Here is a 25,367-nt window from a genome sequence, read left to right as displayed (position 1 = left end):
CGACCGTGATTCCCCCGTCGCGGTCGGGGCTTCTTCCTGCGTGCCCGGCCGACCAGGCGGGTACCCGGTGACGTCCGCAGGGACGAGTCGCCGAGAGGAGCGCAGGGTGAGCAGCGCAACGGGCACCAGGATCGTGGTCACGGGGGCCACCGGCAACGTGGGCACCAGCGTCGTACGGCTGCTGTCGGAGGATCCGGAGGTGGTCTCCGTACTGGGGCTGGCCCGGCGGATTCCCGAGTGGTCGCCCGCGAAGACGGAGTGGGCGGCGGTGGACCTGGCCTCGGACCGGGCAGATCTGACCGGACACTTCGCCGGCGCCGACGCCGTGGTGCATCTGGCCTGGGCCTTCCAGCCGACGCACGACCCGGCGACGACCTGGCGCACCAACGTGCTCGGCTCCATCCGGGTCTTCGAGGCGGTGGCCGCGGCCGGGGTGCCGACGCTGGTGCACGCCTCGTCGGTGGGCGCCTACTCACCGGGGCCGAAGGACCGTGCGGTGGACGAGTCGTGGCCGACGCACGGCTGGCCCGACGCCGCGTACTGCCGGGAGAAGGCCTATCTGGAGCGGGCCCTGGACACCTTCGAGCGCGACCATCCGGGGATCCGGGTGGCGCGGATGCGGCCTGCGTTCCTCTTCAAGCGCGAGTCGGCCAGCGAGCAGCGCCGGATCTTCGGCGGCAAGTACCTGCCCGGCCCGCTGGCCCGGCCGGGTCTCCTGCCCTTCCTGCCGGACGTCCCCGGCCTGCGGGTGCAGGCCCTGCACACGGACGACGCGGCGAAGGCCTACCGGCTCGCGGTGCGCTCCCAGGAGGCCAGGGGGCCCTTCAACCTCGCGGCCGAGCCTCCGGTCGACGCGGCGCTGCTGGGCGAGATGACCGGCGTACGCCCGGTGCGGCTGCCCCGCACCGCGGCCCGCTCGGCGATCGCGGCGGCGTGGGGGCTGCATCTGCTGCCGGCCTCCCCGCACCTGTTCGACGCGGTGCTGCGGCTGCCCTTGATGGACTGCACCCGGGCACGGGCCGAGCTGGGCTGGCGTCCGGTGCACACGGCCACGGAGGTGCTGGAGGAGTTCCTGCGGGGCTTCCAGGAGGGCGCGGGGGCGGCCACGGAGCCGTTGCGGGGGCGCAAGGTCGGCTGACGCCGCGCCCCCGACCAGTGCCCGGCGGGTCCTCAGCCGGAGGACTCGTCGGGCACCGGGTGCTCCGGGTGCACGGCGCCCGACCGCGGGGCGCCCTGACGGCCCGTGCCGGCCTCGTCCGTGTCGGGGACGTCGGCGCCGTCGTCGTCGCCGGTCGCGTCGTCGCCGGCGTCCTCGTCCGTCTCGGGACGCTGGCCCTGCTCCATCTGCTCCCGGGTGGGCGCGGCGGCCTCCCACGGATCGTCGCGGGTCCCGGCCTGCTGGTCAGGCATGTCCCGCGGCACGGGATCGCCGCTCTCCCCCGGTCCTTCGAGGCGGTGGTCGGCCACTGCGCACTCCCTTTCTGCGGTCCTTCGGGTCGCCGGCGGTTCGGGCCGCCCGAACGCCGACGGGTACCACCGCCCCGGTCGGTGAAACGCGGGAACGAGACGCCCGCTTCGAAAATCACTGGCCCGCCCGCATGCGGCTACCTACGCTAGGCAGAAACCTAGGAGCCCTAGGTTCCTCACTGCTCCAGTACTGCCGAAAGCACGGGAAGATCCATGAGACCCCTCACCGAGCGGGACATCCGCGCCTCCTTCATCAACTGCTCCAAGGGCGAGGCCAAGCGCCTGACGGTCCCCCGCGATCTCGACGAGCGCCCCTGGGACCACCTCGACTTCCTGGGCTGGCGCGATCCGGGAGCACCCGACCGCAGCTACCTGGTCGGCGAACACGACGGGCGCCTCACCGGCGTCGCCCTGCGTTTCCAGCCGGGCCGCAGCGGCTTCTTCCAGCGCAGTCTGTGCGCGCTGTGCCTGACGACCCATCCGCGGGGCGGGGTGTCCCTGATGACGGCACGCAAGGCGGGCCCGGCGGGAAGGGAGGGCAACTCGGTCGGCCTGTACATGTGCACCGATCTCGCCTGCTCCCTGTATCTGCGGGGCCGGAAGGCGCCGGAGGGCGGTGCCCGCTTCGAGGAGAGCCTGACCCTGGAGGAACAGGTCGCCCGGACCATGGGCAACCTGTCCGCCTTCCTCGCCAAGGTGATCACCTGACGATCACGGACGCGCGGCGGCGCCCGGCGCGTGAGACCCCTGTTCGCCCCCTTCGTCCGGTTACCGTCCTGTCCGGATACGTTCGAGGCGCCCGGGGAAGGGAACGGCCCGAGGATGCGCGATGTACGCAAGAGTGCCGCGGCGGCCCTGCGGCGGGTGAAGTGGCTCAGGGACCCCATGGTCGTGCAGGCGCTGCGCTCGGCCGCCGCCGCGTCGATCGCCTATGTGATCGCGGTCCGCCTGACCCCCGACAAGTCGGCGGCGCCGCTCACCGCGCCGCTCACCGCGCTGCTGGTCGTCCAGGTCACCCTGTACGCCACGCTCAAGATGAGCTTCCGCCGGGTCAACGCCGTGGTGGCCGGCGTGCTGGTCGCCATTCTCTTCAGCCGGCTGGTCGGACTGAGCTGGTGGAGCCTGGCCCTGCTCATCGTGGCGGCGCTGGGCGTCGGCCACCTGGTGCGGGCGCACGAGTTCGTGGCCGAGGTGGCGATCAGCGCGATGCTGGTGCTGGGCGTGACCTCGCACGGGAGTCTGGCGTGGGCGCGGGTGGTGGAGACGCTGATCGGGGCGGTGGTCGGCCTGGCCTTCAACCTCGTGCTCGCGCCCCCGGTGTGGGTGGAGCAGGCGGGCGAGTCGATCGAGGGACTGGCCCGGCGGGTGCGGCAGCTGATGCTGCGGATGGGCGAGGAGGCCGCGGGCAGCTCGGCGTACCACGAGGCGGCGGCCCGGCTGCACGAGGCCCGCCGCCTCGACCACGACATCGGCGAGGTGGACGAGGACCTGCGGCAGGCCGAGGACAGTCTGCGGCTCAACCCCCGGGTGCGCGAGGGGCTGCTCCACCGGGTGGTGCTGCGTTCCGGTCTGGACACGCTGGAGATCTGCACGGTGGTGATGCGGGTCCTGGCCCGCACCTTCACCGACCTCGCCAAGGAACGGGAACCCGAGCCGCTGTTCCCGCCCGAGACGGGCGCCACCATCGAGCAGCTGCTGTCCGAGATCGCCGACGCCGTGGTCAGCTTCGCGGTGCTGGTCACCACCAGTGCCAGCGATGACGCCGAGTCCGCGGAGGAGCGGCTCTCCGCCCAGCTGCGGCAGGCCGCGGTCACCCGCGACAGACTGGCCGGGCTGCTCCTGGAGGAGGTGCGGCGCGACCAGCGGCAGTGGCAGTTGCACGGCGCGGTGCTGACCGAGGTCAACCGCATCATCGACGAGATGGACACCGAGCACCGTTCGCGCCGGCTCCTGGAGGAGCTGGACCGGCACACCCGCGAGCAGCGCGAACGCATGCCGCGGCTGACCGGGCTGCGCGACCGGGCGCGGTCCCGGCTCCGGAAGCGGAAGCGCGGCGCCGCCGCGCGGCGTTCCTCCTGAGAACACCCGACGACGGCCCGCCCGGCTCAGCCGTCGCCGTCGGTGCGCTGCCGTTGCAGGGGGCGGGGGCAGGCGGCGGCGCTCGCCTGGGACAGCAGTACGTGCATCCGCTCCGTGAGCTGGGCGACGTCGTCGGCGGGTGCGTGGAAGGGGAGCCGTACGTCGCCGTGGGCGCGGACGCGTTCGATGCGCAGCGTGAGTCCGTGCCGGTCGACGGCGAGCGGCCGCACCCGGACCGCGCCGTGCAGGCTGTCCACCTCGACGAGCTTGGTCAGCCGCTCCACCGCGTCACCGTGGCAGTCGGCGAGATGGGTCAGCAGCCGGGCCTCGGCCAGGGCCAGCGGGTCGGGCGCGGCGGCGGCGAACTCGTCGGGGTCGACCACCACGGCACCGGACGGCTGCCGCAGCACCACGCGCGTGGGCGTGAACGCCAAGTGACCGTCCTGAAGGGCGAACCAGCCGGCCAGCCAGAGCCGCGCCCTGATCCGGCCCCGGACCGGTACGGGCGCCACGTCGGCGAACTCCAGCACGGCGGACGGCTCTCCGCGGGGCGCGCAGATCGCCGCCGCGAGCAGCGCGCTGTCCTCGGGCACCTGGAGCGTCACCCGGCCGTCGTCGGCGACACCGTGCGCGCCGACGAACTCCTCGCGCCCGCCCTCCGCGGTCACCGCACAGGACCAGGCGGCGGCGAGCACGGAGCGGGCACGTTCCGCAGCGGCAGGCGCGGCCGTCCAGGAGTGGCTGTCGCCCATCCCCAACCTCCGTCGTCAATTCGGTCGTCACTTGAGCCGTCACCTCATTAGGTAAGGCTCACCTAACCTATCGGAGATCGGGGCGTGCGCCAACCAGAACCCGGACACTGCGGTGTTTACGGCGCGATGGCGCCCAGCAGGGCCCGTGCGCACAGGTCGCGCACCTGCTCCGGGGCCGGCTCCGGATCCCGCAGCCACTCCAGGCAGACCGCGGTGGTGAACGCCAGCCACCCTCGCACCGCCAGCCGCACCTCGGCCCGTTCCCCGAAGGCCGGCCCGAACTCCGGGTCGGCGGCCAGGGCGGCGAGGATCTGCCGCTCCTGCGCGGCCAGCGCCTGCCGGTAGACCCTGCGCACCGCCTGGTCCCCGGTCGCGTCGGCACGGTGGAAGGCGCGGTAGCCGTGCGCGTGGGCCCGGACGTACTCCAGGTACGCGTCGAGGCCCGCCGCGAGCTGTTCCCGCACCGGCACACCGGGCACGGCGGCCGTCATCCGCAGCATCCGCCCGCTCTCGCGCTCGACGACCGCCGCGAAGAAGTCCCGCTTGTTCGGGAAGTAGTGGTACAGCAGCCCGCGGGAGACCCCGGCGATCTCGGCGACCCGCTCGATCCAGACGTCGTCGTAGGGGCTCTCCGAGAACAGCCGCGCGCCCACCGAGAGCAACTGCTCCCGGCGCTCCCCGGTACTGAGCCTGCGGCGGGTGCGCTCGCCCTGGTTCGCGGCCATGCCCCGCACCTTACTTGACGTCGGTTCAACAACGGGTCGAGACTGAGCCACGTTATTGAATCCATGTACAACACGCTTGCCCGGCACGTGCAACACGCCGCTGCGTAAAGGGAGATCGCGTCATGGCTCGGACGACGGAACGACTGGCACCGGACGGACTTCCGAAGGGATTCCGCAGCGCCGAGCTGGGCTGGCCCGAGCTGCACCGCATCCCGCGCCCGCCCTACCGGCTCCCGTTGCTCGGGGACGTGGTCGGGGCGAGCCGGAGCACCCCCATGCAGGATTCGCTGCGGTACGCCCGGCGGCTGGGGCCGATCTTCCGGCGGCGGGCCTTCGGCAAGGAGTTCGTGTTCGTGTGGGGTGCCGCGCTCGCCGCCGACCTGGCGGACGAGACGCGCTTCGCCAAGCACGTGGGCCTGGGCGTGGCCAACCTGCGGCCGGTCGCCGGCGACGGGCTGTTCACGGCGTTCAACCACGAGTCCAACTGGCAGCTCGCGCACGACGTGCTGGCCCCCGGGTTCAGCCGGGACGCCATGGCGGGCTACCACGTGATGATGCTGGACGTGGCCGGACGGCTCACCGGGCACTGGGACCGGGCCCTGGCGGAGGGCCGGCCGGTGGACGTGCCGGGGGACATGACCAAACTGACGCTGGAGACGATCGCGCGCACCGGGTTCGGGCACGACTTCGGCTCCTTCGAGCGCTCCCGCCCGCATCCCTTCGTGAGCGCGATGGTCGGCACGCTCAGCTACGCGCAGCGGCTGAACACGGTGCCCGCGCCGCTGGCGCCGTGGCTGCTGCGCGCCGCGAGCCGCCGCAACAGTGCCGACATCGGGTACCTCAACCGCACGGTCGACGACCTGGTACGCGCCCGCCGGACCGCCGGCGGGAGCGGCACCGGCGACCTGCTCGACCGGATGCTGGAGACGGCCCACCCGCGGACGGGCGAGCGGCTGTCGGCGCAGAACGTCCGCCGCCAGGTCATCACCTTCCTGGTCGCCGGGCACGAGACCACCTCGGGCGCGCTCTCCTTCGCCCTGCACTACCTCGCCCGGCACCCCGAGGTGGCGGCCCGGGCCCGCGCCGAGGTCGACCGGGTCTGGGGCGACACCGAGGCACCCGGCTACGAGCAGGTGGCCAAGCTGCGCTACGTGCGCCGGGTGCTGGACGAGTCGCTGCGGCTGTGGCCCACCGCGCCCGCCTTCGCGCGGGAGGCCCGCCGGGACACGGTGCTGGGCGGCACCCATCCGATGCGCCGCGGGGCCTGGGCGCTGGTGCTGACCGGCATGCTGCACCGCGACCCCGAGGCGTGGGGGCCGGACGCCGAACGGTTCGATCCCGACCGCTTCGACGCCAAGGCCGTACGGGCACGTGCCCCCCACACCTACAAGCCGTTCGGCACCGGCGCGCGGGCCTGCATCGGACGGCAGTTCGCGCTGCACGAGGCGACGCTGGTCCTCGGTCTGCTGCTGCGCCGCTACGAGCTGCGGCCGGAGCCGGGCTACCGGCTGCGGGTGACCGAGCGGCTGACGCTGATGCCGGAGGGACTGCGGCTTGGCCTGGAGCGGCGGTCCGCGCCCTCCGGGCCCGCCGCCGCCCCGGAGGGCACGTCCGCGACCGAGGAAGCCGCGTCAGCTTCCCGCTGTCCAGTGCGCGGGGTGGGTGACTGAGTCCGGCAGCCTGGTGCCGGCGCTGCCCCGAGCCGCGGTGAGCTGCGGCTGGGTCAGGAAGAAGGCGCCCGTGAGGTCGGCGTCCGTCAGGTCGGCGTCGCGCAGGTCCGCGCCGATCAGGTCGGCGCCCCGCAGGTCCGCACCGGTGAGGTCGGCGGCGATGAGGTAGGCGCCGCGCAGGTCGGCGCCGGTGAGGTCGGCGCCCACCAGCCGGGCGCCCATCAGGTCGGCGCCGCGGCGGTTCTTCTTCCGGCCGCGGGCGCCGGCCCGCGCCAGTTCGCTGGTGCGCAGCAGGAGCACGTTGACCCGCTGCCGGTGCGCGGCCACGTCCAGGGCGGCCAGCTCCTCGGGGGTCCCCTCGGCGAGCCGCTCGGTGTCGGCCAGGAGCCGGCGCAGGTCGGCGTGGACCGGGCGGGCCGCGGGCAGGGCCAGCGCCTCGGTCAGGTACCAGAGCAGCTCGTGCAGCTGGCGGACGACCGGGAACACGTCGAACATGCGGCGGCCGTGCTCCGGCGGTCCGCCGCGCCAGTCCCGGCCGCCGAAGGTGACCTGCGAGACACGCTGCCCCGCGCCGAAGCAGTCGTAGACCGTGCAGCCGGTGAACCCGCTCTGCCGCAGCCGTGCGTGGATGCCGCAGCGGTGGTCGTCCCGGAGGTTGGCGCAGGGCTTGCCGGCCTCCTTGTCGACCGCGAAGTCCGCAGACCGGGAGAAGGGCAGCGCCACGCAGCACAGACCGAAGCACCGCTCGCAGTCGCCGCGCAGTTCCGCCTGGTCAGCAGTGTGTTCTCGCATGCCGTCGAGCATACGGGCCGTTGGAGGGGGCGCCTTGGGGGCGCCCCCTCGCTCGCCGTGGACGGGTGCGGGCGCATGGGGCCCCTCGCGCCCACGCGGCGCAGCCGCTCCCGGACACAGCCCCGCGTCCCAGGCCTCGGCGGGGCCTCGGCCCGGTGGTCTCGATCCGGTCCGGCGCAGCGCCGGGTGAGGGCGGCTACGGGGCGCCTCTCGTTCGCCGTGGGCGGGTGCTTCCTGTGACCACCGGTCCGGTCCGGCGCGGTCAGGTTCGCAGGCCGGACACGTCCAGGCCGGCCAGCCGGTCGGGGTCGGCCAGGATGTACATGCCGGTGATCAGGCCGTCGACGACGGTGACGTAGGTGACCGACCGCGGGCGTCCCTCGACCACGGCGACGGTGCCGACCGCGCCGTTGACCAGGGCGAGGCGGGCGAACCCGGCGAGGTGCCGGAAGTGGAACGCCCCGGTGGCGACCGTCCGGGCCCCGCGCAGCACCTTCGACGCCGCGACACCCGAGGCCAGTGCTCCGGCGTCGGCCCGCAGCACCACGTCCGGGTGGAGGACGGACACCAGCGCCTCGAAGTCCCCGGCGCGGCTCGCGGCCAGGAACGCCTCGACCGCCCGGCGCTGTCTGCCGAGGTCGGGGTCGGCCACCGGAGTGGCGTCCCGGACCCGGCGGCGGGCCCGGCTGGCCAGTTGCCGGGTGGCGGCCGGGCTGCGCTCCAGGACCGGCGCGATGTCGTCGAAGGGGACGGCGAACATGTCGTGCAGCACGAACGCCAGCCGCTCGGCGGGTTCCAGGGCCTCCAGCACGACCAGCAGGGCCACCCCGACCGAGTCGGTGTGCAGGGCGGCCTCCTCCGGATCGCCCTGCGGCAGCGCCCGCAGCACGGGATCCGGGACGAAGGTGTCGAAGCCCTCGGTCATCGGCTCCTCGCGCCGCGCGGTGCGTGAGCGCAGCAGGTCCAGGCAGACCCGGCCGGTCACCGTGGTCAGCCAGGCGCCGAGGTTCCCGATGCCGTCGGCGCCGGCGCGGTCGAGCCGCAGCCAGGCCTCCTGGACGGCGTCCTCCGCCTCGCTCAGTGAGCCGAGCATGCGGTAGGCCACCGCCTTCAGCTGCCCGCGGTGCTCCTCGAACCGCTCCGCGAGCCGCCGGTCGCCCTGCTCCCCCGCCGTGTGTTCCGCCGTCACGCTCTCCCCCGCCATGTGCTACCGCCCGAAGACTTCGAAGGTCACCGCGGGCTTCCCGCCGAACCGCTCGCCCGCGGTCTCGGCGAACCCTACGAGGAAGCCGCGCACGTACGTCTCGGGGTCCTCGTCGGTCAGCGCCTCGATGTAGGTGCGGTGTTCCAGCAGGGAGCGCACCGCCCGCTCCAGTCCCGGGGTGGCGTCCACGGCGTGCGTGGGCGAGGAGGAACCGGCGACCGCGACCCAGCGCACGCCGTCCCAGGGTTCGAGCCCCCGCTCGGTCAGCTCCGGGAAGATCCACCGGTTGCCCGCGTCGCCCGCCGCGTCGAGGGTGGCGCGCCCGACGGCCACGTGGTCCGGGGTGTTCCAGGCGACACCGCCCCAGGTGTCGCGGTGGTTGAGGGTGATGACCAGCTCGGGCCGGTACCGGCGGATGGCCGCGGCGATGTCCCGCCGCAGCGCGGTGCCGTACTCGATCACGCCGTCCCGGTGGTCGAGGAACTCCACCTCGCTCACCCCGACGACGGCCGCGCTCGCCCGCTGCTCACGCTCCCGCAGCGGGCCGCACTCGGCGGGCGCCAGGGTGTCGATGCCCGCCTCGCCCCGGGTCGCGAGGACGTAGGCGACCTCGCGGCCCTCGTCGGTCCAGGCCGCGATCGCCGCCGAGCAGCCGTACTCCAGGTCGTCCGGGTGGGCGACGACGGCCAGGGCGCGCCGCCAGTCGCCGGGCATGGGCTCCAGTCGCGTACTCGTCGGCTCCGTCATGCCCGCACACTAACCCGTGCCGCCGACATCCCACCCGGAATTCGAACGCTCCGCCGTTCAGGCCTCGTCGCGGGCGAGGGCGAGCAGCCGGTCCAGGACGCGCGGGCCGCCGGCCCGGACCCCGTCGTGCTCGAACTCGTCGGTGACCCAGGTGCGCAGACCGCGGATGGTGCGGGCGGTGGTCAGCGCGTGGGCGGTGTCGACGTACATGTCGTCGTGGTAGACGGCCGCTGCGGCAGACACCGCGTTGGCGGCGAGGCGGGCGGGGTCGTAGAGCGGGGTCCAGTCGGTGCGGGCGGCGAGCAGTTCCGCGGTCTCGCGCAGGGGGCGCAGCGCCGGGTCGCAGTCGAACATCCAGGGGTGGACCGACTCGCCGGTGAACAGCAGCGGTTCGTCGCCCGCGAGGGCCTTGGCGGCGTCGAACCGCGGGAACTCGGCGCGGACGCGCTCGGCCGACCAGTTGGTGGGGCGTGCGTCCTGGCCGTAGATGGCCTCGTGGACGAGCGCGTACAGCGGGTGGCCCGCGTACGAGAGCAGGGACTGCACCTCCTCCTGGAAGGCGTCGGACAGCTCGTGCCCGCGCGGGGTGCGGACGAAGGCGTCCTCCAGGAGGAAGTGCAGGCGGTGGCTGCCCTCGCTGCCGCCGAGCAGGATGCCGAGCGACTGGAAGGCCTCGACGGTGAGCCGGTAGCCGTTCGGCAGGACTACGTCGTGGGTGAGCAGGTGGTCGGCGATGCGGCGGGCGCGCTCGACGTCCTGCGGGTAGCGGGCGTAGTGCGCGGCGACCTTGCGCTCGATGCGGGGGTAGGCGGCCCGGTAGACGTCGTCGGCGTGGGCGTCCAGGGAGGGGAGGCCGCCGGTGATCAGGGCCGTGCTCAGGCCCTGCGGGGCCAGCGACAGGTAGGCGACGGCGCAGAAGCCGCCGAAGCTCTGGCCGAGGACGGTCCAGGGGGCTCCGCCGGTGACCTGCGGGCGGATGGTCTCGCAGTCGCGGACGATGGCGTCGGCGCGGAAGTGGGTGAGGTAGTCGGCCTGCTCGGCCGGGCCGCCGCGCAGCGGGAGCGTCTGACGGTTGGCCGGGGTGGAGGCGCCGGTGCCGCGCTGGTCGAGGAGGAGGACGCGGTACTCCTTCAGGGCGCGGCCGAGCCAGGCGGGACGGCCGATGAAACGGTTCGCCCCGAAGCCGGGACCGCCCTGGAGGTACACCAGCCACGGCAGGTCGGCCCGGTGCGCCTGGTCGCTCGCCACGGCCTCGCGGGCGTACAGCTCGATCGTCTCGCCGCCGGGGTCGGCGTGGTCGAGGGGCACGGTGAACCGGCGGTCGGTGAGGACGACGCCGGGCTGGCGGTAACTGACGCTCAACGGGGGCTCCCGGGACGGACGGATCGCACGGTCGGACCGTACGAACGGATCTTTCGGCCGTGTCCCAGTTCAGCACACGTCCTTGCGGGGCCCGACCCCCGGGACCGGCATTCGTGCTGAACGGGCGGTCAGTGGCGACGGTCAGCGGGCGGCGAGACTGGAGCGCCGCACCACCAGTTCCGGCTGGAGCACCACGCGGCGGTGCGGGTGGGTGCGATCCTTTCCCGCCAACTCCATCTCCTCCAACAGCAGTTCGGCGGCCATGGCGCCCATGGTCACGGCGGGCTGGCGCACGGAGGTGAGCGGGACGGCCGCGGCGGCGGCGAACTCGATGTCGTCGTAGCCGACGATCGCCAGGTCGTCGGGGACGCCGACGCCCGCGGCGTACAGCGCCTGGAGGACGCCGAGGGCGAGCAGGTCGTTGGCGCAGAAGACGGCGGTGGGCCGGTCGGCGAGGCCGAGCAGGCGGGCGCCGGCGTCCCGGCCGGCGGCGACGTCGAGGCGTTCGGTGGGCAGCTCGCGCAGGGTGTCGGGGCCGAGGCCGGCCTCGGCGAGGGCGGCCAGGGCGCCGGTGCGCCGGTCGCGGACCTGGTTGAGGCCGGGCGGTCCGCTGACGTACGCCACGGAGCGGTGGCCGGCGTCCACCAGGTGGCGCACCGCGAGCGCGCCGCCCGCGACGTCGTCCACGGAGACGGAGCACTCGGTGGTGCCCTCGGCGACCCGGTCGACCAGCACGAAGGGGATGTTGTGGCGCCGGAAGCCCTCGATGTTGCGGCCGGTGGCGTCGGCCGGGGTGAGCAGGACGCCCCGCACCCGCTGCTCGGCGAAGAGCGAGAGGTACTCGGCCTCCTCCCCCGGGTCCTGGGCGCTGTTGCAGACCATCACGCCGAGCCCGGCGTCGCGGGCGGCCCGCTCGGCGCCGCGAGCGACGTCGACGAAGAACGGGTTGCCCATGTCCAGGACGAGCAGCCCCATGATCCGGCTGCGGCCCGCCCGCAGCTGGCGGGCGGACTCGCTGCGGACGTAGCCGAGCCGGTCGATCGCGGACAGCACGCGCGCGCGGGTCTCGGCCGCGACGGTGTCGGGGCGGTTGATGACGTTGGAGACCGTGCCCACGGATACTCCGGCGGCGCGGGCGACGTCCTTGATACCCACCGAATGGGCCATCGAACAGGGACCTCCAGGGTCGGGCCGGGGGAAACGCACCCAGGGACGCGGGCGGCCGGATGACCTTCACATTACCCGCGCCGTCCTCGGAAGACCTCCACCGTCCGGACGGGCGGGCTCCTGGCCGGGGCCGGGGCGTCAGGCGAGGTGGAACACCTCGGTGAGCGGTTTCATCGCCTCGTCGGGACGGGCCCCGTCGAGGGACTCGAAGAGCGGGCCCATCTCGGCCTGCCAGCGGGCGTTGACCTCGGTGGCCTCCATGGCGGCCCGGGCGGCGGCGAAGTCCTCGGTCTCCAGGTAGCCGACGAGCAGGCCGTCGTCGCGCAGGAAGAGCGAGTAGTTGTGCCAGCCGGTGGCCCTCAGTGCCTCGCACATCTCGGGCCACACGGCGGCATGGCGTTCGCGGTACTCCGCGATGCGGTCCTGTCGGACCTTGAGCAGGAAACAGACGCGCCGCATGAAGTACCGCCCTCGGGTCGCAACGTGTGGTCGGAAGCAGGTGCGGGTCAGAAGTCGTACTGGTCGATGTTCCCGGCGTCGAACACGGTCGGCTCGCCGAGGTCGATCACGCCGTCCGCGCCGATGGTGTACTCGCCCATCGCACCGGCCTCGAAGGTCTCCCCCTCCTTGCCGGTGATCTGCCCGGAGACCAGGGCGACGGCGGTGCGCGCGGCGAGTTCGCCGAGCCTCGCCGGGTCCCAGAGCTCGAACGCCTCGACGGTGCCGTTCTTGACGTACTCGCGCATGTCGTTGGGGGTGCCGAGGCCGGTCAGCCTGACCTTGCCCTTGTACTTGGAGCCGGACAGGTACTGGGCGGCGGCCTTGATGCCGACGGTGGTCGGGGAGATGATCCCCTTCAGGTCCGGGTACTCCTGGAGCAGGCCCTGGGTCTGCTGGAAGGACTTCTGGGCGTCGTCGTCGCCGTAGGCGACCTCGACCAGCTCGATGTCCTTGTACTTCGGGTCCTTCAGCTCGTCCTTCATGATCTCGATCCAGGCGTTCTGGTTCGTCGCGGTCTGCGCGGCGGAGAGGATCGCGATCTCGCCCTTGTTGCCGATCTGCTCGGCGAGCAACCGCACCTGGGTGCGGCCGAGGTCCTCGGCGGATGCCTGGGAGACGAAGGCGTTGCGGCACTCCGGGTTGGTGTCGGAGTCGTAGGTGACGACCTTGATGCCGGTCTTCATGGCCTGCTTGAGGGCCGTGCACAGGGCGCCCGGGTCCTGTGCGGAGACGGCCATGGCGTCGACCTGCTGCTGGGTGAGGGTGTTGACGTAGGAGACCTGGCCGGCGGTGTCGGTGCCGCTGGAGGGGCCGACCTCCTTGTAGCTGGAGCCCAGTTCCCTCAGGGCCTTCTCGCCGCCCTTGTCGGCGACGGTGAAGTACGGGTTGTTGACCTGCTTGGGCAGGAAGCCGACGGTCAGTCCCTTCTTCGTGGGGGCGTCCGGGTCGGCCTTGCCGGCGGTGGCGGCGGAGGCGTCTTCGTTCGCGACGTCCCCCTTGGTGGTGCCGCCGCAGGCGGTGGCGGCCAGGGCGAGGGAGGTGACGGCGGCGAGGGCCGCGCAGGCGCGGCTCGGGGACTGCTTGCGCATGGTCGGGTTCCTTACGGGGGCGGGACGACTACGGAGTGGGCGCGGGTGTCTTCCGCGGGGGCGTCGTCGCCGCCCCGCGTCCGGCCCGCGCGACGGCGATCTGCCGTGCGACCCGGGGGCCGAGCACGGAGAGCACGAGCAGGACGCCGGTGACGACGATCTGCGACTGGGCGGAGACGTCCTTCAGGCTCATGACGTTCTGGAGGGCCCCGAGCAGGAACACCCCGGCGATCGCGCCGCCGAGCGTTCCCTTTCCGCCGTCGAAGTCGATGCCGCCCAGCAGCACCGCGGCGACGACGGAGAGTTCGAGGCCGGTGGCGTTGTCGTAGCGGGCGCTGGCGTAGTGCAGGGCCCAGAAGACGCCGGTGAGCGCGGAGATCAGGCCGGTGAGGGTGAACAGGATCAGCTTATGCCGCCTGACCCGGATGCCGGCGAACCGCGCCGCCTCCTCGCCGGCACCGATGGCGAACAGCGACCGGCCGAACGGCATGGCGTGCAGGGCCACCACGGCGACGACGAGCAGTACGAGGAAGGGCGGGAAGGCGTACGGGACGAAGGTGCCGTCGATGCGCCCGGCCGCGAAGTCCAGGTACGGGGAGGGGAAGTCGGTCACCGCGTCCGAGCCCAGCACGATCTGCGCGATGCCCCGGTAGGCCGCCAGGGTGCCGATGGTGACGGCGAGGGAGGGCAGGCCGAGCCGGGTGACCAGCAGCCCGTTGACCAGGCCGCACACGACGCCGAGGAGCAGACAGACCGGGATGATCGCCTCGATGGCCATGCCCTGGTTCCACAGCGCGCCCATCACCGCGCCGGACAGGCCCGCGGTGGAGGCGACCGACAGGTCGATCTCGCCGGAGACGACGAGCAGCGTCATCGGCAGGGCGATGAGCGCGATGGGCAGGGTGTTGCCGATGAGGAAGGACAGGTTGAGGGCGTTGCCGAAGCCGTCGACGAAGCCGAAGGAGAGCAGCAGGACGACGATGAGGAGGGCGCCGACGACCGTGTCCCAGCGGACGGCGCGCAGCAGGGAGCGGTCAGCCATGGCGGGCGTTCCTCTTCTTCAGGGCGTCGGCGACGCGGAGCGCGACGATCCGGTCGGCGGCGATGGCGAGGACGAGCAGGATGCCGTTGATCGCGAGCACCCACACGGAGCTGACGCCGAGGGCGGGCAGCACGCTGTTGACCGAGGTGAGCAGGAGCGCGCCGAGGGCGGCGCCGTAGACGCTGCCGGAGCCGCCGGTGAAGACGACGCCACCGACCACGACGGCGCTGACGACGGTCAGTTCGTAGCCGTTGCCGGTGCCGGAGTCGACGTTGCCGAACCGGGCCAGGTAGAGGGCGCCGGCGAGTCCGGCGAGGGCGCCGCAGAAGGTGTAGGCGGTCAGGACGCGCTTGCGTACGGGGATACCGGCGAGCCGGGCGGCCTCCGGGTTCGAGCCGAGCGCGTACAGCTCGCGTCCGCTGCCGAAGTGCTTCAGGTAGTACGCGGTGGCGACGAGCACCGCGAGGGCGATCAGGGCCAGCCACGGCACGGCGGAGATCCCGCCGGAGCCGAAGTCGACGAAGCCGGCGGGCAGGTCGGCCGCGGTGATCTGGCGGGAGCCGACCCAGATGGAGTCGATGCCGCGGATGATGTAGAGGGTGCCGAGGGTGACGACCAGGGCGGGGACCCGGCCGAGGCTGACCAGCAGCCCGTTGAGCAGGCCGAAGCCGACACCCGTGAGCACCGCGAGGAGCACGGCGACGGCGGAGCTGCCGCCGCCCTGGAGGTGGGTGCCGGCGGCGAAGGCGCTGATGCCGAGGGTGGAGCCGACGGACAGGTCGACGTTGCGGGTGATGACGACCAGGGACTGGCCGGTGGCGACCAGGACCAGGATGGTCGCGTTCAGCAGCAGGTCCTTGACGCCCTGCTCGGACAGGAACTCGCTGTTGCCGGCCTGGGTGACGGCGATCATCACCAGGAAGACCAGGAGGATGGCGAGTTCGCGCATCCTGAAGACGCGGTCGACGAGCCGGGCGGCGCCGGCCGCGGGCACGTCGGCGCGGGAGGCCTGGTCGGGCGCGGTGACCGTCATGCGGCGGCCCTTTCGGTGACGTGCTGGACGGCGGGGGCGGCGCTCATGCGGCGGCCCTCCCCGTGGCCGCGGCCATCACGGTCTCCTCGGTGGCGTCGGTGCGGGCGATCTCCGCGGTCAGCCGGCCCTCGCGCATCACCAGGACGCGGTCGGCCATGCCGAGGATCTCGGGCAGGTCGGAGGAGATCATCAGGAGGGCCACACCGTCGGCGGCGAGTTCGCTCAGCAGCCGGTGCACCTCGGCCTTGGTGCCGACGTCGATGCCCCGGGTGGGTTCGTCGACGATCAGCACCTTGGGACCGGTGGCCAGCCACTTGGCGAGCACGACCTTCTGCTGGTTGCCTCCGGAGAGCGTGGCCACGGCGTCGGCGATGCGGGCGTACTTGACCTGGAGCCTGACCGCCCAGTCGAGGGACCGGCTGCGCTCGGCGCCCCGGTCCATCAGACCGGCCCGCACGGTCGTACGCAGCCCGGTGAGGCCGATGTTGCGCTCGATGGACATGCCCATCACCAGCCCCTGGGCGCGCCGGTCCTCCGGGACCAGGGCGAGGCCCGCGGCCATCGCGGTGGACGGGGCGCCGTTGACCAGGGGTCTGCCGTCGACGGTGACCTCGCCGGCGTCCCAGCGGTCCACGCCGAACACGGCGCGGGCGACCTCGGTGCGCCCGGCGCCGACCAGTCCGGCGAGGCCGACGATCTCGCCGCGCCGCACCTCGAAGGAGACGTCGGTGAAGACGCCCTCCCGGGTCAGGCGGCGCACGCCGAGGGCGACCTCGCCGGGGCTGACCTCCTGCTTGGGGTAGAGCTCGTCGAGGTCGCGGCCGACCATGCGGCGGACCAGGTCGTCCTCGGTCATGCCGGCCAGCGGCTCGGTGGCGACCCGGGCACCGTCGCGCAGGGTGGTGACACGCGCGCAGATCCGGAAGATCTCCTCCAGCCGGTGCGAGATGAAGAGCACGGCGGCGCCCTGCTCCCGCAGGGTGCGCACGACGCCGAAGAGCCGGGCGACCTCGCCGCCGGTGAGCGCGGCGGTCGGCTCGTCCATGATCAGGACGCGGGCGTCGAAGGAGAGCGCCTTGGCGATCTCCACGATCTGCTGGTCCGCGATGGACAGGCCGCGCGCGGGACGGTCGGGGTCGAGTCGGACGCCGAGGCGCCGCATGAGCCCGGCGGTGGCGTCGCGGGTCGCCCGGTGGTCGATGCGGCCGAGGGCGCGCCGGGGCTGCCGGCCCATGAAGATGTTCTCGGCGATCGACAGGTCGGGGAAGAGGGTCGGCTCCTGGTAGATCACGGCGATGCCGGCGTCGCGGGCGTCGCCGGGGCCGTGGAAGAGGGCCGGTTCGCCGTCGAGCAGCACCTGGCCGGCGTCCGGCCGGTGGGCTCCGGCGAGCGTCTTGATGAGGGTCGACTTGCCGGCACCGTTCTCACCGGCCAGGGCGTGCACCTCGCCGGGGAACAGTTCCAGGGAGACGTCCCGCAGGGCGCGGACCGCGCCGAAGGACTTGGAGACGTCCCTGAGCGCCAGAACCGGTGCCGTACCCGTGTCGGACGGGGGGGTCATGGGGGCTCCTCGACGACACCGGGCGGGACGGTCCTCGCGGCATCGTGAAAGGTTTCAACTGGATTGCCGGGACGTTAGGCAGGCAGGGCAGGTCGCGTCAATGGGTCCGGGCCGAAAAACTTTCGACAGCCGCGGGTCGCGCCCCAGTCACGGACAGCGGGTACGAGCAGAAGGGTTGACACCCCTTCGGGTGACTCATAGCTTCACGTTCTGAATCGTTTCATACATGGTCGTACGCAGAGTCGGTCTCGGGACCGGCCGCGACCCGATGTCACAGGAGCGCCGAAGTGACCGAGCTCGCCGCGGTGAAGGCCGCGCTCAAGGCCCAGGCAGTCGAGACGCCGTCGTGGGCGTACGGGAACTCCGGCACCCGGTTCAAGGTGTTCGCCCAGGCGGGCGTACCGCGCGACCCGTTCGAGAAACTGGACGACGCGGCGAAGGTGCACGAGTTCACGGGCGTGGCCCCGACCGTCGCCCTGCACATCCCGTGGGACAAGGTCGAGGACTACGCGGCACTGGCCGAGCACGCGAAGGCGCGGGGCCTGCGCATCGGCGCCATCAACTCCAACACCTTCCAGGACGACGACTACAGGCTCGGCAGCGTCTGCCACCCCGACGCGGCGGTGCGCAAGAAGGCCGTCGGCCACCTGCTGGAGTGCGTCGACATCATGGACGCCACCGGTTCCCGGGACCTGAAGCTGTGGTTCGCCGACGGCACCAACTATCCCGGGCAGGACGACGTGCGCTCCCGGCAGGACCGGCTGGCCGAAGGGCTGGCCGAGGTGTACGAGCGGCTGGGCGAGGGGCAGCGGATGCTGCTGGAGTACAAGCTCTTCGAGCCGGCGTTCTACACGACGGACGTGCCGGACTGGGGCACGGCCTACGCGCACTGCCTGCGGCTGGGCGAGAAGGCGCAGGTCGTCGTCGACACCGGGCACCACGCTCCGGGCACGAACATCGAGTTCATCGTGGCGACGCTGCTGCGGGAGGGAAAGCTCGGCGGGTTCGACTTCAACTCGCGCTTCTACGCCGACGACGACCTGATGGTGGGGGCGGCCGATCCGTTCCAGCTGTTCCGGATCATGCACGAGGTGGTGCGCGGGGGCGGGTTCACCTCCGACGTGGCGTTCATGCTGGACCAGTGCCACAACATCGAGGCGAAGGTTCCGGCGATCATCCGGTCGGTGATGAACGTTCAGGAGGCCACGGCGAAGGCGTTGCTGGTCGACGCGGACGCGCTGTCGGCCGCGCAAACTTCGGGGGATGTGCTGGGCGCCAACGCGGTGGTGATGGACGCCTACGACACGGATGTGCGGCCGCTGCTTCGTGAGGTGCGCGAGGAGATGGGGCTCGCCCCGGATCCCATGGTCGCGTACCGCGAGAGCGGGTGGGCGGAGACGGTCGTCGCCGAGCGGGTGGGTGGGGAGCAGGCGGGGTGGGGGGCGTGAGCGGCTGCCGGGTCTCTGTTGTTCTGCGGCTGCGGGCCGGTTGAGGCTGGTCGCGCCCACGCGGCGGAGCCGCACTTCAATACCGTCCCGCGCCCCTGAGGGCACTTCACCACCCCGCGATCGGAAGGCACCGTCATGACATCTCACCCTGAAGCCTCCGCACTCCTCGCCCGCTCCCACCGGCTCGGTTCCGACCCCCGGAACACCAACTACGCCGGCGGGAACGCCTCCGCCAAAGGAACCGCCACCGATCCCGTCACCGGGGGTGATGTGGAGCTGATGTGGGTCAAGGGATCCGGCGGGGATCTCGGGACGCTCACCGAGGCGGGGCTCGCCGTGCTGCGGCTGGACCGGATGCGGGCGCTCAAGGGCGTCTACCCGGGCGTCGAGCGCGAGGACGAGATGGTCGCCGCCTTCGACTACTGCCTGCACGGCAAGGGCGGCGCCGCGCCATCGATCGACACGGCGATGCACGGGCTGGTGGAGGCGGCGCACGTGGACCACCTCCACCCCGACTCCGGGATCGCGCTGGCCTGCGCGGCGGACGGCGAGAAGCTGACCGCCGAGTGCTTCGGCGACACCGTGGTGTGGGTGCCGTGGCGGCGGCCCGGTTTCCAGCTGGGGCTGGACATCGCGGCCGTGAAGGAGGCCAACCCCCGGGCGATCGGGTGTGTGCTCGGCGGGCACGGCATCACCGCCTGGGGCGACAGCTCCGAGGAGTGCGAGCGCAACTCGCTGCACATCATCCGCACCGCCGAGGCCTTCCTCGCCGAGCGCGGGAAGGCCGAGCCGTTCGGCGCGGTGGTCGACGGGTACGAGGCGCTGCCCGAGGCCGAGCGGCGGGAGCGGGCGGCGGCCCTGGCGCCGTACGTCCGTGGCCTGGCCTCCCGGGACCGGCCGCAGGTGGGGCACTTCACCGACTCGGAGGTGGTGCTGGACTTCCTCGCCCGTGCCGAGCACCCGCGGCTCGCCGCGCTCGGCACCTCCTGCCCCGACCACTTCCTGCGCACCAAGGTGCGGCCGCTGGTGCTCGACCTGCCGCCGACCGCGCCGCTGGACGAGACCGTCGCCCGGCTCAGGGAACTGCACGCCGCCTACCGCGAGGAGTACGCCGCCTACTACCGGCGGCACGCCGAGCCCGGCTCCCCCGCGATGCGCGGCGCCGATCCGGCGGTCGTGCTGGTGCCGGGCGTCGGCATGTTCAGCTTCGGCAAGGACAAGCAGACCGCCCGGGTGGCCGGCGAGTTCTACGTCAACGCGGTCAACGTGATGCGCGGGGCGGAGGCGGTGTCGGCGTACGCGCCGATCGAGGAGTCGGAGAAGTTCCGCATCGAGTACTGGGCGCTGGAGGAGGCCAAGCTCCAGCGGATGCCGAGGCCCAGGCCGCTGGCGACCCGGGTGGCGCTGGTGACCGGCGCGGGCAGCGGGATCGGGAAGGCCATCGCTCGGCGGCTCGTCGCCGAGGGCGCCTGCGTGGTCGTCGCCGACCTGAACGGGGAGAACGCCGCGGCGGTCGCCGAGGAACTGGGCGGGCCGGACAAGGCGGTCGCCGTGACCGTGGACGTGACGGACGAGGAGCGGATCGCCGAGACCTTCCGGGCGGCCGTGCTCGCCTTCGGAGGGGTCGACCTGGTGGTCAACAACGCGGGCGTCTCCATCTCCAAGCCGCTGCTGGAGACCTCCGCCGAGGACTGGGACCTCCAGCACGACATCATGGCCCGCGGTTCCTTCCTGGTCTCGCGCGAGGCTGCCCGGGTGATGACGGCGCAGGAGATGGGCGGCGACATCGTCTACATCGCCTCCAAGAACGCCGTCTTCGCGGGCCCCAACAACATCGCCTACTCCGCGGCCAAGGCCGACAAGGCCCACCAGGTGCGCCTGCTCGCCGCCGAGCTGGGTGAGCACGGCATCCGGGTGAACGGGGTCAACCCGGACGGTGTGGTGCGCGGCTCGGGGATCTTCGCGGGCGGCTGGGGCGCCCGGCGGGCGGCCGTGTACGGGGTGCCGGAGGAGAAGCTGGGCGAGTTCTACGCGCAGCGGACGCTGCTGAAGCGGGAGGTGCTGCCCGAGCACGTCGCCAACGCCGTGTTCGCGCTGACCGGCGGCGACCTGACCCACACCACCGGTCTGCACGTCCCGGTCGACGCCGGCGTCGCCGCCGCGTTCCTGCGATGAGCGGCGGCACGCGCCTCCGGTCGTACGCCGCGGTCGACCTCGGTGCGTCCAGCGGGCGCGTCATGGTCGGCCGCGTCGACCCCGACCGGCTGGAGCTGACCGAGGCGCACCGCTTCCCCAACCGGCCGGTCCGTACGCCGGAGGGGCTGCGCTGGGACGTCCTGGCGCTTTACGCCGGGGTGCTGGACGGGCTGCGGGCGGCGGGACCGGTGGACTCGGTGGGCGTGGACAGCTGGGCCGTCGACCACGGTCTGCTGGACGCCGACGGGGCGCTGCTCGGCAACCCGGTGCATTACCGCGACGCCCGCACCGAGGGCGTCGCGGAGAAGGTATGGACCACGCTGCCCGCCGCGGAGCTGTACGCGGCGACCGGGTTGCAGTACGCGCCCTTCAACACCCTTTACCAGCTGGTCGCCGCGCGGGGCACCGCCCAGTTCGCGCAGGCCCGGCGGCTGCTGCTGATCCCGGACCTGCTGACGTACTGGCTGACCGGCGAGCAGGGCACGGAACTGACCAACGCCTCCACCACCCAGCTGATCGACCCCCGCACCCGGCACTGGTCGCACGACGTCGCCGACCGGCTCGGGATCGACCTGGCTCTCTTCGCCCCGCTGCGTCAACCGGGCGATCCTGCCGGTGTGCTGACGCCCCGGGTGCTGGAGGAGACGGGACTGGACGGGCCCGTGCCGGTGACGGCGGTCGGTTCGCACGACACCGCGTCCGCGGTGGCCGCCGTGCCGGCCTCGGGCGAGCGGTTCGCGTACATCTGCACCGGGACCTGGTCGCTGGCCGGCCTGGAGCTGACCGCTCCGGTACTGACGGAGGAGAGCCGCGCCGCCAACTTCACCAACGAGCTGGGGCTGGACGGCACGGTCCGGTACCTGCGCAACATCATGGGTCTGTGGCTGCTCCAGGAGTGCGTACGGGCCTGGGGCGAGCCGGATCTGGGTGGGCTGCTGCTCTCGGCGGCCCGGGTGCCGGCGCTGCGGTCGGTGGTGGACGCGGGCGACGCGGCGTTCCTCGCGCCGGGGCGGATGCCGGAGCGGATCGCCGAGGCGTGCCGCGCCTCGGGGCAGCCGGTGCCCGCGTCGCCCGCCGAGGTGACCCGGTGCATCCTCGACTCACTGGCGCTGGCCCACCGCGGGGCCGTCGAGGACGCCCAACGGCTCGCGGGGCAGGCGGTGGACGTCGTGCACGTCGTCGGCGGCGGCACCCGCAACGCGCTGCTGTGCCAGCTGACCGCCGACGCCTGCGGGCTGCCGGTGGTGGCGGGACCGACGGAGGCCGCCGCGCTCGGCAACGTGCTCGTGCAGGCCCGCGCCCACGGGCTGGTCGGCGATCTCGCGGACACGCGCCGGCTGCTGGTGCGCACCCAGTCGCTGACCCGGTACGAGCCCCGGGGCCCCGCGGCGCGCTGGCGGGCGGCCGAGGCCCGACTCGCCGACCGGTGAACGGGGGTCTCCCGCGGCCCCGCCGCGCCGACTACCCTGCGATTCATCCGATGATCAACAAATTCCGTCGATCACGTTCCACCGGGCACGTTCCCGGTCACGTTCATCGGTCACGTTTCATCGATCACGAGGAGCCGCGATGCGTGTCGCCCTGTTCCTGACCTGCGTCAACGACACGCTCTATCCGGACACCGGCCGTGCCGTCGTCAAGCTGCTGACCAGACTGGGTGTCGAAGTCGACTTCCCGATGGGCCAGACCTGCTGCGGCCAGGCGCACTACAACACCGGTTACCGGCACGGGGCGGAGCCGCTGGCCCGGCACTTCGCCGAGGTCTTCGAGGAGTACGACGCGGTGGTGACGCCGTCGGGCTCGTGCGGGGCGATGGTGCGGGAGCTGTATCCGCGCATGGGTGAACGGGCGCGCGCGGAGGGGCGCGGGGACGGCCTCGCGGCGACGCTGGCGCCGGTGGTGCCGAAGACCTACGAGCTGACGGAGTTCCTGGTGGACGTGGTGGGGGTGACGGACGTCGGGGCGTACTACCCGCACACGGTGACGTACCACCCGACCTGCCACGGACTGCGCGGCCTCGGACTCGGGGACCGGCCGCGGCGGCTGCTGGAGGCGGTGGAGGGGCTGGAGCTGGTCGAGTTGCCGGGCGCGGAGGAGTGCTGCGGCTTCGGCGGCACCTTCGCCGTGAAGAACGCGGACGTGTCGGCGGCGATGGGCGCCGACAAGGTGCGCAACGCCGAGTCGACGGGCGCGGAGGTGCTGTGCGCGGCCGACAACTCCTGCCTGATGCACATCGGCGGCACGATGACGCGGCTGCGCACGGGCATGCGGCCGGTGCACATCGCCGAGATCCTGGCGAGCACCGAGGAGGCGGTGGCCGTATGAGCGGCACGTATCTGGGGATGCCGGCCTTCCCGGAGGCCGCGCGTACGGCGGTGCGCGACACCACCCTGCGCGGCAACCTGCGCCACGCCACCCACACCATCCGGGACAAGCGGGCCCGCGCGGTCGCGGAGCTGGACGACTGGGCGGAGCTGCGCGAGGCAGGCCGGCGCATCAAGGACCACACGCTGCGCCACCTCGACCGGTACCTGGTGCGGGTGGAGGAGGCGGTCACGGCGGCCGGCGGGACCGTGCACTGGGCCGCCGACGCGGACGAGGCCAACGCGATCGTCGCCCGGCTGGTCGAGGAGACCGGCGAGCGGGAGGTGGTCAAGGTCAAGTCGATGGCGACGCAGGAGATCGGTCTCAACGAGGCTCTGGAGGCGCTGGGCATCCACGCCTACGAGACGGATCTCGCCGAGCTGATCGTGCAGTTGGGCAAGGACCGGCCCTCGCACATCCTGGTCCCGGCGATCCACCGCAACCGCGGGGAGATCCGGGACATCTTCCGCTCCGAGATGAGCGAGTGGGGACGCCCCGCACCTCAGGGCCTGACGGACACGCCCGCCGAACTCGCGGAGGCGGCCCGGCTTCACCTGCGGGAGAAGTTCCTGCGGGCCAAGGTCGGCATCTCCGGCGCGAACTTCGTCGTCGCCGAGACCGGCACGCTCGTCGTCGTGGAGTCCGAGGGCAACGGACGGATGTGCCTCACCCTGCCCGAGACGCTGATCTCGGTCGTCGGCATCGAGAAGATCGTGCCGAGCTGGCAGGACCTGGAGGTCTTCCTCCAGACACTCCCCCGCTCCTCCACCGCCGAGCGCATGAACCCGTACACGTCCATGTGGACCGGCACCACCGACGAGGACGGCCCGCGCACCTTCCACCTGGTCCTGCTGGACAACGGCCGCACCGACACCCTCGCCGACGAGGTCGGCCGCCAGGCGCTGCGCTGCATCCGCTGCTCGGCCTGCCTGAACGTCTGCCCGGTGTACGAGCGGGCCGGCGGCCACGCCTACGGCTCGGTGTACCCGGGCCCGATCGGCGCGATCCTCAGCCCGCAACTGCGCGGCACGGGCAGCGAGATCGACGCGTCCCTGCCGTACGCGTCGTCGCTGTGCGGCGCCTGCTACGAGGTGTGCCCGGTGGCCATCGACATCCCCGAGGTGCTGGTGCACCTGCGGGAGCGGGTGGTGCAGGGCGGTCCGGCCGTCCGGCGGGGCAACCGGGTCGTCCTGAAACCGGCCAGGGGGCACGCGGCCGAGCGGGCGGCGATGCGGGCGGCGCAGTGGGCGCTCGCGCACCCGGGCGCGCTGCGGACCGGCCAGCGGCTGGCGTCGCGGACCCGCCGGCTGCACCCGCGGACGCTCCCCGGGCCCGGCCGGGCCTGGAGCGGCACCCGCGATCTCCCCCGGGTGCCCGCGGAGCCGTTCCGCGACTGGTGGCAGCGCACGCGCGGTGGGAAGGACGGGGCGAAGTGAGCAGCAGGGAACGGATTCTGGGCCGGGTACGGCGCGCCCTGGCGGACGTGCCGGCCGACGAGGCGCCGATCGCGCGGGACTATCTGCGCGAGCACGGGCGGCGGAGCACCGCCGAGACGGTGCGACTGCTCGCCGAGAACCTGGCGGACTACCGGGCGATCGTGCACCGCTGCACGGACGAGCAGTTGCCCGAGCTGCTGATGCGGCTCCTGGCGGCGCACGGCTCGCGGAGCGTGGTGGTTCCGCCGGAGCTGCCCGTGTACTGGCTCGAGGCGGTCGACGCGACCCGCGTCCACGACCGCGCGGCGAACACCCCGCAGGACCTCGACCGGGTCGACAGTGTGGTCACGGGCTGCGCGGTCGCCGTCGCCGAGACCGGCACCATCGTCCTGGACGGCTCCCCGGACCAGGGCCGCCGCCGCATCACCCTCGTCCCCGACCACCACGTCTGCGTCGTACGGGTGCCGGACCAGGTGGTGTCGTCGGTGCCCCAGGCCCTCGAACGCCTCGACCCCGCACGCCCGTTGACCTGGATCTCCGGTCCGTCGGCCACCAGTGACATCGAGCTGGACCGGGTCGAGGGGGTGCACGGTCCGCGCACGCTGGAGGTGGTGCTGGTGGAGGGGTGAAGGTGTCACTGAGTGCACCTCCCGATACGGGCTCCGCGCCCGGTGTGCCGCGGGTCCGCGCTCCGTAGCGTCGTCGGCGGGGCACCGCACAGGGCGTGCCGCAC

The 25,367-nt window shown here is 73.0% G+C and carries 23 protein-coding genes; 10 read left to right on the top strand and 13 right to left on the bottom strand.

The window, feature by feature from the left end; all coding sequences use genetic code 11:
- Positions 1 to 106: 106 nt before the first annotated feature.
- Positions 107 to 1,138, top strand: a complete 1,032-nt coding sequence (locus M6G08_RS22365; RefSeq protein WP_272588938.1) for an SDR family oxidoreductase — start codon at positions 107 to 109, stop codon at positions 1,136 to 1,138.
- Between the two features lie 32 nt (positions 1,139 to 1,170).
- Here M6G08_RS22365 and M6G08_RS22360 read toward each other — a convergent pair whose 3' ends face one another.
- Positions 1,171 to 1,467 (bottom strand): hypothetical protein, encoded by a 297-nt coding sequence (locus tag M6G08_RS22360; protein ID WP_272588937.1) that lies wholly within the window; start codon positions 1,465 to 1,467, stop codon positions 1,171 to 1,173.
- A gap of 213 nt (positions 1,468 to 1,680) precedes the next feature.
- On the opposite strand from M6G08_RS22360, the gene M6G08_RS22355 reads away from it, so the two are divergent.
- Positions 1,681 to 2,175, top strand: a complete 495-nt coding sequence (locus M6G08_RS22355; protein WP_272588936.1) for an FBP domain-containing protein — start codon at positions 1,681 to 1,683, stop codon at positions 2,173 to 2,175.
- 114 nt (positions 2,176 to 2,289) lie between these two features.
- Entirely contained in the window at positions 2,290 to 3,546 is a 1,257-nt protein-coding gene (locus M6G08_RS22350) for an FUSC family protein (protein WP_272588935.1), read from the top strand.
- A 26-nt stretch (positions 3,547 to 3,572) separates the two neighbouring features.
- On the opposite strand, the gene M6G08_RS22345 is transcribed toward M6G08_RS22350, so the two are convergent.
- Together M6G08_RS22345 and M6G08_RS22340 are read right to left on the bottom strand one after the other, a co-directional pair.
- A complete protein-coding gene (locus M6G08_RS22345; RefSeq protein ID WP_272588934.1) occupies positions 3,573 to 4,298 on the bottom strand; it encodes a DUF2470 domain-containing protein in 726 nt (241 codons plus the stop codon).
- Between the two features lie 116 nt (positions 4,299 to 4,414).
- Positions 4,415 to 5,023 (bottom strand): TetR/AcrR family transcriptional regulator, encoded by a 609-nt coding sequence (locus tag M6G08_RS22340; protein WP_272588933.1) that lies wholly within the window; start codon positions 5,021 to 5,023, stop codon positions 4,415 to 4,417.
- 122 nt (positions 5,024 to 5,145) lie between these two features.
- Here M6G08_RS22340 and M6G08_RS22335 point away from each other — a divergent pair, with 122 nt between their 5' ends.
- Entirely contained in the window at positions 5,146 to 6,693 is a 1,548-nt protein-coding gene (locus M6G08_RS22335; protein ID WP_272588932.1) for a cytochrome P450, read from the top strand.
- Here the strand turns inward: M6G08_RS22335 and M6G08_RS22330 are convergent.
- The 10 genes from M6G08_RS22330 to M6G08_RS22285 all read right to left on the bottom strand — a co-directional run bounded on the left by M6G08_RS22330 (position 6,655) and on the right by M6G08_RS22285 (position 17,190).
- Complete coding sequence (locus M6G08_RS22330) at positions 6,655 to 7,485, bottom strand: pentapeptide repeat-containing protein (RefSeq protein WP_383140502.1); 831 nt, start codon at positions 7,483 to 7,485, stop codon at positions 6,655 to 6,657. The two genes, M6G08_RS22335 and M6G08_RS22330, sit on opposite strands and share 39 nt — an antisense overlap.
- Before the next feature lie 262 nt (positions 7,486 to 7,747).
- A complete protein-coding gene (locus tag M6G08_RS22325; RefSeq protein WP_383140500.1) occupies positions 7,748 to 8,689 on the bottom strand; it encodes a sigma-70 family RNA polymerase sigma factor in 942 nt (313 codons plus the stop codon).
- 3 nt (positions 8,690 to 8,692) lie between these two features.
- Positions 8,693 to 9,436, bottom strand: coding sequence for a PIG-L deacetylase family protein (locus M6G08_RS22320; protein WP_272588929.1), 744 nt, complete (start codon positions 9,434 to 9,436; stop codon positions 8,693 to 8,695).
- A 57-nt stretch (positions 9,437 to 9,493) separates the two neighbouring features.
- Positions 9,494 to 10,798: an alpha/beta fold hydrolase gene (locus M6G08_RS22315; protein ID WP_272588928.1), complete on the bottom strand. Its 1,305-nt coding sequence runs from the start codon at positions 10,796 to 10,798 to the stop codon at positions 9,494 to 9,496.
- 141 nt (positions 10,799 to 10,939) lie between these two features.
- Positions 10,940 to 11,965, bottom strand: coding sequence for a LacI family DNA-binding transcriptional regulator (locus tag M6G08_RS22310; RefSeq protein WP_272588927.1), 1,026 nt, complete (start codon positions 11,963 to 11,965; stop codon positions 10,940 to 10,942).
- A 138-nt stretch (positions 11,966 to 12,103) separates the two neighbouring features.
- A complete protein-coding gene (locus M6G08_RS22305; protein ID WP_272588926.1) occupies positions 12,104 to 12,424 on the bottom strand; it encodes an L-rhamnose mutarotase in 321 nt (106 codons plus the stop codon).
- A 47-nt stretch (positions 12,425 to 12,471) separates the two neighbouring features.
- Positions 12,472 to 13,554 carry a rhamnose ABC transporter substrate-binding protein gene (gene rhaS / locus M6G08_RS22300; RefSeq protein ID WP_272588925.1) on the bottom strand — a complete coding sequence of 361 codons (1,083 nt, stop codon included), beginning with the start codon at positions 13,552 to 13,554 and terminating at the stop codon, positions 12,472 to 12,474.
- Between the two features lie 28 nt (positions 13,555 to 13,582).
- On the bottom strand, positions 13,583 to 14,596 hold the full coding sequence (locus M6G08_RS22295; protein ID WP_272588924.1) for an ABC transporter permease: 1,014 nt from the start codon (positions 14,594 to 14,596) through the stop codon (positions 13,583 to 13,585).
- Positions 14,589 to 15,629 carry an ABC transporter permease gene (locus tag M6G08_RS22290; protein WP_272588923.1) on the bottom strand — a complete coding sequence of 347 codons (1,041 nt, stop codon included), beginning with the start codon at positions 15,627 to 15,629 and terminating at the stop codon, positions 14,589 to 14,591. The genes M6G08_RS22295 and M6G08_RS22290 overlap by 8 nt, the downstream gene beginning before the upstream one ends.
- A gap of 43 nt (positions 15,630 to 15,672) precedes the next feature.
- A complete protein-coding gene (locus tag M6G08_RS22285; RefSeq protein WP_272588922.1) occupies positions 15,673 to 17,190 on the bottom strand; it encodes a sugar ABC transporter ATP-binding protein in 1,518 nt (505 codons plus the stop codon).
- Positions 17,191 to 17,477: 287 nt separating this feature from the next.
- On the opposite strand from M6G08_RS22285, the gene rhaI reads away from it, so the two are divergent.
- From rhaI to M6G08_RS22255, 6 genes are all read left to right on the top strand, one after another.
- Positions 17,478 to 18,638, top strand: coding sequence for an L-rhamnose isomerase (gene rhaI / locus M6G08_RS22280; RefSeq protein ID WP_272588921.1), 1,161 nt, complete (start codon positions 17,478 to 17,480; stop codon positions 18,636 to 18,638).
- A gap of 135 nt (positions 18,639 to 18,773) precedes the next feature.
- Positions 18,774 to 20,813 carry a bifunctional aldolase/short-chain dehydrogenase gene (locus tag M6G08_RS22275; protein WP_272588920.1) on the top strand — a complete coding sequence of 680 codons (2,040 nt, stop codon included), beginning with the start codon at positions 18,774 to 18,776 and terminating at the stop codon, positions 20,811 to 20,813.
- The gene (locus M6G08_RS22270; RefSeq protein WP_272588919.1) at positions 20,810 to 22,264 is read left to right on the top strand and encodes a rhamnulokinase; all 1,455 of its coding nucleotides are present in this window, start codon (positions 20,810 to 20,812) and stop codon (positions 22,262 to 22,264) included. Before M6G08_RS22275 ends, M6G08_RS22270 begins: the two co-directional genes overlap by 4 nt.
- Before the next feature lie 139 nt (positions 22,265 to 22,403).
- Positions 22,404 to 23,159 (top strand): (Fe-S)-binding protein, encoded by a 756-nt coding sequence (locus M6G08_RS22265; protein ID WP_272588918.1) that lies wholly within the window; start codon positions 22,404 to 22,406, stop codon positions 23,157 to 23,159.
- Positions 23,156 to 24,634: a LutB/LldF family L-lactate oxidation iron-sulfur protein gene (locus M6G08_RS22260; RefSeq protein WP_272588917.1), complete on the top strand. Its 1,479-nt coding sequence runs from the start codon at positions 23,156 to 23,158 to the stop codon at positions 24,632 to 24,634. The genes M6G08_RS22265 and M6G08_RS22260 overlap by 4 nt, the downstream gene beginning before the upstream one ends.
- Positions 24,631 to 25,263: a LutC/YkgG family protein gene (locus tag M6G08_RS22255; protein WP_272588916.1), complete on the top strand. Its 633-nt coding sequence runs from the start codon at positions 24,631 to 24,633 to the stop codon at positions 25,261 to 25,263. The genes M6G08_RS22260 and M6G08_RS22255 overlap by 4 nt, the downstream gene beginning before the upstream one ends.
- Positions 25,264 to 25,367: the final 104 nt, after the last annotated feature.

The sequence above is a fragment of the Streptomyces sp. M92 genome, assembly GCF_028473745.1.
In the GTDB taxonomy this organism is placed as follows: Bacteria; Actinomycetota; Actinomycetes; order Streptomycetales; family Streptomycetaceae; genus Streptomyces.
This window is presented reverse-complemented; position numbering and strand designations above follow the sequence as displayed.

What these genes read in the sequence shown, in the direction of transcription:
- M6G08_RS22330 (WP_383140502.1), bottom strand. Translation starts at nt 7,485, where the DNA reads ATGCGAGAACACACTGCTGACCAGGCGGAACTGCGCGGCGACTGCGAG.
- M6G08_RS22305 (WP_272588926.1), bottom strand. Translation starts at nt 12,424, where the DNA reads ATGCGGCGCGTCTGTTTCCTGCTCAAGGTCCGACAGGACCGCATCGCG.
- M6G08_RS22285 (WP_272588922.1), bottom strand. Translation starts at nt 17,190, where the DNA reads ATGACCCCCCCGTCCGACACGGGTACGGCACCGGTTCTGGCGCTCAGG.
- M6G08_RS22265 (WP_272588918.1), top strand. Translation starts at nt 22,404, where the DNA reads ATGCGTGTCGCCCTGTTCCTGACCTGCGTCAACGACACGCTCTATCCG.
- M6G08_RS22310 (WP_272588927.1), bottom strand. Translation starts at nt 11,965, where the DNA reads ATGGCCCATTCGGTGGGTATCAAGGACGTCGCCCGCGCCGCCGGAGTA.
- rhaS (WP_272588925.1), bottom strand. Translation starts at nt 13,554, where the DNA reads ATGCGCAAGCAGTCCCCGAGCCGCGCCTGCGCGGCCCTCGCCGCCGTC.
- M6G08_RS22335 (WP_272588932.1), top strand. Translation starts at nt 5,146, where the DNA reads ATGGCTCGGACGACGGAACGACTGGCACCGGACGGACTTCCGAAGGGA.
- M6G08_RS22350 (WP_272588935.1), top strand. Translation starts at nt 2,290, where the DNA reads ATGCGCGATGTACGCAAGAGTGCCGCGGCGGCCCTGCGGCGGGTGAAG.
- M6G08_RS22295 (WP_272588924.1), bottom strand. Translation starts at nt 14,596, where the DNA reads ATGGCTGACCGCTCCCTGCTGCGCGCCGTCCGCTGGGACACGGTCGTC.
- M6G08_RS22355 (WP_272588936.1), top strand. Translation starts at nt 1,681, where the DNA reads ATGAGACCCCTCACCGAGCGGGACATCCGCGCCTCCTTCATCAACTGC.
- M6G08_RS22270 (WP_272588919.1), top strand. Translation starts at nt 20,810, where the DNA reads ATGAGCGGCGGCACGCGCCTCCGGTCGTACGCCGCGGTCGACCTCGGT.
- M6G08_RS22320 (WP_272588929.1), bottom strand. Translation starts at nt 9,436, where the DNA reads ATGACGGAGCCGACGAGTACGCGACTGGAGCCCATGCCCGGCGACTGG.
- M6G08_RS22340 (WP_272588933.1), bottom strand. Translation starts at nt 5,023, where the DNA reads ATGGCCGCGAACCAGGGCGAGCGCACCCGCCGCAGGCTCAGTACCGGG.
- M6G08_RS22260 (WP_272588917.1), top strand. Translation starts at nt 23,156, where the DNA reads ATGAGCGGCACGTATCTGGGGATGCCGGCCTTCCCGGAGGCCGCGCGT.
- M6G08_RS22290 (WP_272588923.1), bottom strand. Translation starts at nt 15,629, where the DNA reads ATGACGGTCACCGCGCCCGACCAGGCCTCCCGCGCCGACGTGCCCGCG.
- M6G08_RS22345 (WP_272588934.1), bottom strand. Translation starts at nt 4,298, where the DNA reads ATGGGCGACAGCCACTCCTGGACGGCCGCGCCTGCCGCTGCGGAACGT.
- M6G08_RS22275 (WP_272588920.1), top strand. Translation starts at nt 18,774, where the DNA reads ATGACATCTCACCCTGAAGCCTCCGCACTCCTCGCCCGCTCCCACCGG.
- M6G08_RS22325 (WP_383140500.1), bottom strand. Translation starts at nt 8,689, where the DNA reads ATGGCGGGGGAGAGCGTGACGGCGGAACACACGGCGGGGGAGCAGGGC.